Raw genomic sequence first — 5,933 nt, forward strand, 5'->3', positions numbered from 1 at the left:
GGGCTGGGAGAGGCGGTGCGGGCGCACCAGCAGCTCGAGTCACGCGCGACGGTGGGCAAGGTGGTGCTGCGGGTGCCCTGAAAGCCAGGCGCGGGCTACCGGGCACGAAAGAGGCGCCTCGAGTCCCCACCGGCCCGCGACAAGCCGCGGAGGCCGCCCTGGCGGGCACGGGCACGCCGCCGAGGAGGGGGACGCGTGGCCCGCAAAAGGAAAAGCCCCCGTCGCACGAGGCGACGAGGGCTTCTCTCAAAAAGAATCCGGCAGCGACCTACTCTCCCACGCGGTTTCCCGCGGAGTACCATCGGCTCTGGAGGGCTTAACTTCCGTGTTCGGGATGGGAACGGGTGTGACCCCTCCGACATTGCCACCGGAAAAGCTGTAGGTGCATACGAAGGGTAAGTTGCAATAGTCTGCGAGTACAAGCCTCGCTGTGCGCTGAAGTGTTTCGTCCGGGTGAATGCATAGAGTGCATTCAGTCTCGGCCTTGGCCCCGAGTCCCTTACTCCCCTTGAGGGGGCGCGCAAGAGATAGGGGGAAGTAAGCCTCTCGACCAATTAGTACCAGTTAGCTCAACGCGTTACCGCGCTTACACACCTGGCCTATCAACGTCGTAGTCTTCGACGGGTCTTCAGGGGCTTGCGCCCGGGATACCTGGTCTTGAGGTCGGTTTCCCGCTTAGATGCTTTCAGCGGTTATCCAATCGGCACATGGCTACCCAGCGATGCCTCTGGCGAGACAACTGGTACACCAGCGGTGCCTCCAACCCGGTCCTCTCGTACTAAGGTCAGAGCCTCTCAAGTATCCTACGCCCACAGCAGATAGGGACCAAACTGTCTCACGACGTTTTGAACCCAGCTCGCGTACCGCTTTAATTGGCGAACAGCCAAACCCTTGGGACCTGCTCCAGCCCCAGGATGCGATGAGCCGACATCGAGGTGCCAAACCTCCCCGTCGATGTGAACTCTTGGGGGAGATAAGCCTGTTATCCCCGGAGTACCTTTTATCCGTTGAGCGATGGCCCTTCCATTCAGGACCACCGGATCACTATGACCTGCTTTCGCACCTGCTCGACGTGTCCGTCTCGCAGTCAAGCTCCCTTATGCCATTGCACTCGCCGCCCGGTTTCCAATCGGGCTGAGGGAACCATCGCGCGCCTCCGTTACTCTTTGGGAGGCGACCGCCCCAGTCAAACTACCCACCAGACAGTGTCCCAATCCCGGCTGACGGGACATGGTTAGACACCAGAAATCAACAGGGTGGTATTTCACCGTTGCCTCCACCGAACCTAGCGGCCCGGCTTCAAAGGCTCCCACCTATCCTACACAGTCAATCCCTAGTGTCACTGTCAAGTTATAGTAAAGGTTCACGGGGTCTTTCCGTCTTGCTGCGGGTAAACTGCATCGGCACAGCTATTTCAATTTCGCTGAGTCCCTCTCCGAGACAGCGCGGAAGTCGTTACTCCATTCGTGCAGGTCGGAACTTACCCGACAAGGAATTTCGCTACCTTAGGACCGTTATAGTTACGGCCGCCGTTTACTGGGGCTTCGGATCATCGCTTTGCCTTGCGGCTGACGAATCCCCTTAACCTTCCAGCACCGGGCAGGAGTCAGACCCTATACGTCGGCTTGTCGCCTTCGCAGAGTCCTGTGTTTTTGGTAAACAGTCGCTACCGCCATTTCTCTGCAACCTCTCTCGGCTCCGGCTGTACGCCTTCACCTACCAGAGGCCCACCTTCTTCCGAAGTTACGGTGGAAATTTGCCTAGTTCCTTGGAGGAGAGTTCTCTCAAGCGCCTTAGGATTTTCTCCTCACCCACCTGTGTCGGTTTACGGTACGGACACCCTGCAAGCTCCCTACGGGACTTTTCTTGGAAGCAGAGCATCAACGACTTACCCCTTACGGGGCGCCATGGGGTCTCGGGGATAGCTGCCGCGCCTTTAATCGTACGCGACACCCCTACGCCTTTGGACTGACACAACCGCCGGTCAGCTCGTCTAGCTTTCTCCGTCCTCCCTTAGTTCAACGCTTACAAGATGGCGCAGGAATATTAACCTGCTTTCCATCATCTACGCCTTTCGGCCTCGACTTAGGTTCCGGCTAACCCTGGGAAGATTAACTTGACCCAGGAAACCTTGGGTTTACGGCGAGGGGGTTTCTCACCCCCTTTATCGCTACTCATTTCGGCATCAGCACTCCCAGCCGCTCCAGCCGCCCTTTCGGTCGACCTTCGCTGCAACTGGGACGCTCCCCTACCGCCACACGTTTTGCGTGTGACCCGAAGCTTCGGTACTAGTCTTGAGCCCCGTTACATTTTCGGCGCGGCCTGTCTTGACCAGTGAGCTATTACGCTTTCTTTAAAGGATGGCTGCTTCTAAGCCAACCTCCTGGTTGTCAATGACCTGCCACATCCTTTCTAGTGTTCACTTAGACTAGATTTGGGGACCTTAGCTGTCGGTCTGGGTTATTCCCCTCTTGCCAATGGACGTTATCACCCACTGACTGCGTCCCGGGCTAACAATTACTGGCATTCGGAGTTTGGTACGGTTTGGTAATCTGGTGAGACCCCTAGCCGTTCCAGTGCTCTACCTCCAGTATTGAATTGCCCGAGCCGATACCTAAATATCTTTCGGGGAGAACCAGCTATCACGGAGTTTGATTGGCCTTTCACCCCTACACACAGCTCATCTCAGAAATTTTCAACTTTCATGAGTTCGGTCCTCCATGCGGTGTTACCCGCACTTCAACCTGGCCATGTGTAGATCACCCCGCTTCGGGTTATAATACACGCAACTAATTCGCCCTTTTAGGACTCGCTTTCGCTCCGGCTCCACCTAACGGCTTAGCCTCGCTACGTATATTAAGTCGCCGAATCATGATGCAAAAGGTACGCCCTCGCACTGGCTTGCGCCGTAGTGCTCGGACTGCTTGTAGACATGCGGTTTCAGGTTCTTTTGACTCCCCTTGCCGGGGTTCTTTTCACCTTTCCCTCGCGGTACTTGTTCACTATCGGTCGCCAAGGAGTATTTAGCCTTACCGGATGGTCCCGGCTGATTCAGACAGGATTGCACGTGTCCCGTCTTACTTGGGTAACCCACTCAGCTCCAACCGGCTTTCGCGTACGCGACTATCACGCCCTTTGGTGTCTCTTTCCAGAGACTTCCGCTAGCCAGTCAAAGTCCTACCGTGGACCCTCTACCCCGCTGCCACTTGCGTGACATCGGTTTGGGCTGTTCCCATTTCGCTCGCCGCTACTTTGGGAATCACTCATTGTTTTCTCTTCCTCAGGGTACTGAGATGTTTCACTTCCCCTGGTTAGCTCCTGCCTACCTATGTATTCAGTAGGAGGTAACACCGCTATTCGCAGTGCTGGGTTTCCCCATTCGGACATCTCCGGATCAACGCTTGGTTGACAGCTCCCCGAAGCTTTTCGCAGCCACCCGCGTCCTTCATCGCCTCTTGGCACCTAGGCATCCACCGCACGCCCTTAGTAGCTTACTTGCCCTAATCTCTTGTCTAACGCCCGCCTCCCGGCGGATTGTCGAAACTCGAAACCAAGGCCCAGACCCCTGCTCTTCGCAGCAGGCCCGGAAAAAATCACTCTACGCTTGTAGAAACACTGCCCTCTCACCTCGCCTCACGGCGGTGGTTTCAGGCAGTGCTTTCTGCGAGAACTTGTTACTCAGCAGAAATTGCAACTTACCCTTCGTATGCACTTGTCAAAGAACGTCTCCCGGACTTCGGGAAAACTTGTGGAGCTGATCGGAATCGAACCGACGACATCCAGCTTGCAAAGCTGGCGCTCTCCCAACTGAGCTACAGCCCCATGTGTCCGGGCCAATTTAGCTGGGTGCGTCACCGTTGCCCAGGCTTAAAGCCTGCGGAAACAGTGGGCCTAGGTGGACTTGAACCACCGACCTCGCGCTTATCAGGCGCGCGCTCTAGCCAGCTGAGCTATAGGCCCAGGAGCTACCGCGTCGATTCTACAGCGTCCTTCATTCTCAAAGAGCTGGTGCCGCGTCTTCCGCGCACTCAGTCCTTCAAAACCAAACAGCAAGCCCAGAGAAGTATTGAGTCGGATTGGACTCGGAAACGTTGACCTGGTCGACCTGACGCGGCTCGAAAGCCGCTGGCACCACCTGCTGACACCGAAGTGTCTGCCTGGTGCCCGGTCTCCTTAGAAAGGAGGTGATCCAGCCGCAGGTTCCCCTACGGCTACCTTGTTACGACTTCACCCCAGTTACCGACCACTCCTTGGGCACCTCTTGGTGAAGTGACTTCTGGAGCAATCGACTCCCATGGTGTGACGGGCGGTGTGTACAAGGCCCGGGAACGTATTCACCGCAGCGTGCTGATCTGCGATTACTAGCGATTCCGCCTTCATGGAGTCGAGTTGCAGACTCCAATCTGAACTGAGACCGGTTTTATGCGATTAGCTCCCCCTCGCGGGTTGGCAACGCTCTGTACCGGCCATTGTAGCACGTGTGTAGCCCTGGTCATAAAGGCCATGAGGACTTGACGTCATCCCCACCTTCCTCCGGTTTAACACCGGCAGTCCCTCTAGAGATCCACTTGCGTGGCAACTAAAGGCGAGGGTTGCGCTCGTTGCGGGACTTAACCCAACATCTCACGACACGAGCTGACGACAGCCATGCAGCACCTGTCTCTCGGCTCCCTTGCGGGCACCGCCTCATCTCTGAGGCATTCCGAGGATGTCAAGACCAGGTAAGGTTCTGCGCGTTGCGTCGAATTAAACCACATGCTCCACCGCTTGTGCGGGCCCCCGTCAATTCCTTTGAGTTTTAGTCTTGCGACCGTACTTCCCAGGCGGAGAACTTAATGCGTTAGCTTCGGCACCGCGGGGGTCAACTCCCACGACACCTAGTTCTCATCGTTTACGGCGTGGACTACCAGGGTATCTAATCCTGTTTGCTCCCCACGCTTTCGCGTCTCAGCGTCAGTTGCCGTCCAGGTGGCCGCCTTCGCCACCGGTGTTCCTCCCCATATCTACGAATTTCACCTCTACTTGGGGAATTCCGCCACCCTCTCCGGCACTCAAGCACGACAGTTTCGGGCGCACTTCCTCAGTTGAGCTGAGGGCTTTCACACCCGACTTGTCACGCCGCCTACACGCGCTTTACGCCCAATAATTCCGAACAACGCTTGCACCCTCTGTATTACCGCGGCTGCTGGCACAGAGTTAGCCGGTGCTTCTTCTCCCGGTACCGTCAAGCCGTTGGATGTTAGCCAACGGGTTTTCTTCCCGGTCGAAAGTGCTTTACAATCCAAAGACCTTCATCACACACGCGGCGTTGCTGCGTCAGGCTTTCGCCCATTGCGCAAAATTCCCCACTGCTGCCTCCCGTAGGAGTCTGGACCGTGTCTCAGTTCCAGTGTGGCTGATCGTCCTCTCAGACCAGCTACCCGTCGTTGCCTTGGTGGGCCATTACCCCGCCAACTAGCTGATGGGCCGCGGACTCATCTGGTTGTGATAGCTTGTATACAGAGGCCACCTTTTCCCTCAGTCTCCGAAGAAACCGTGGGCTTATCCGGTATTAGCCAATCTTTCGACTGGTTATCCCGAGCATCCAGGCAGATTATCCACGTGTTACGCACCCGTGCGCCGCTCTACTAAGGGTTGCCCCTATTCGCGCTCGACTTGCATGTGTTAGGCACGCCGCCAGCGTTCGTTCTGAGCCAGGATCAAACTCTCCAATTTTAATTTGAAGGTTGAACCGGCGTTCACCAAGTGTCCGGCTAAGGAACCTTGGCTCGCTGATTCACTGCAGGCACTGCTGGTATGCGCTTCTCAGCGCTCCCTGGCTGGTGCCTTCTCAAAGATTGACTGCGGTTTCCGCAATCCTTCTCTTCTTCTTGGGCTTGCTATTTGGTTTTCAAAGACCGAGCCGCTTGTTTCAACCGCGACTTCCTGCTACC

The 5,933-nt window shown here is 56.4% G+C and carries 2 tRNA genes and 3 rRNA genes; all 5 read right to left on the bottom strand.

The annotated features are described in order from the left end of the window. Window positions 1-255: 255 nt before the first annotated feature. A 5S ribosomal RNA gene (gene rrf / locus HUW62_RS45205) occupies window positions 256-372 on the bottom strand. Between the two features lie 161 nt (window positions 373-533). Next, a 23S ribosomal RNA gene (locus HUW62_RS45210) occupies window positions 534-3,497 on the bottom strand. Window positions 3,498-3,749: 252 nt separating this feature from the next. Further along, window positions 3,750-3,822: transfer RNA gene (locus HUW62_RS45215), tRNA-Ala, on the bottom strand. A gap of 64 nt (window positions 3,823-3,886) precedes the next feature. Further along, a tRNA-Ile gene (locus tag HUW62_RS45220) sits at window positions 3,887-3,960 on the bottom strand. Window positions 3,961-4,177: 217 nt separating this feature from the next. After that, window positions 4,178-5,715 (bottom strand): 16S ribosomal RNA (locus tag HUW62_RS45225). Together the 16S, 23S and 5S rRNA genes with 2 tRNA genes alongside form the textbook arrangement of a ribosomal RNA operon. Between the last annotated feature and the right edge of the window lie 218 nt (window positions 5,716-5,933).

This window comes from Myxococcus sp. AM011, from assembly GCF_013372595.1.
Lineage (GTDB): Bacteria > Myxococcota > Myxococcia > Myxococcales > Myxococcaceae > Myxococcus > Myxococcus eversor.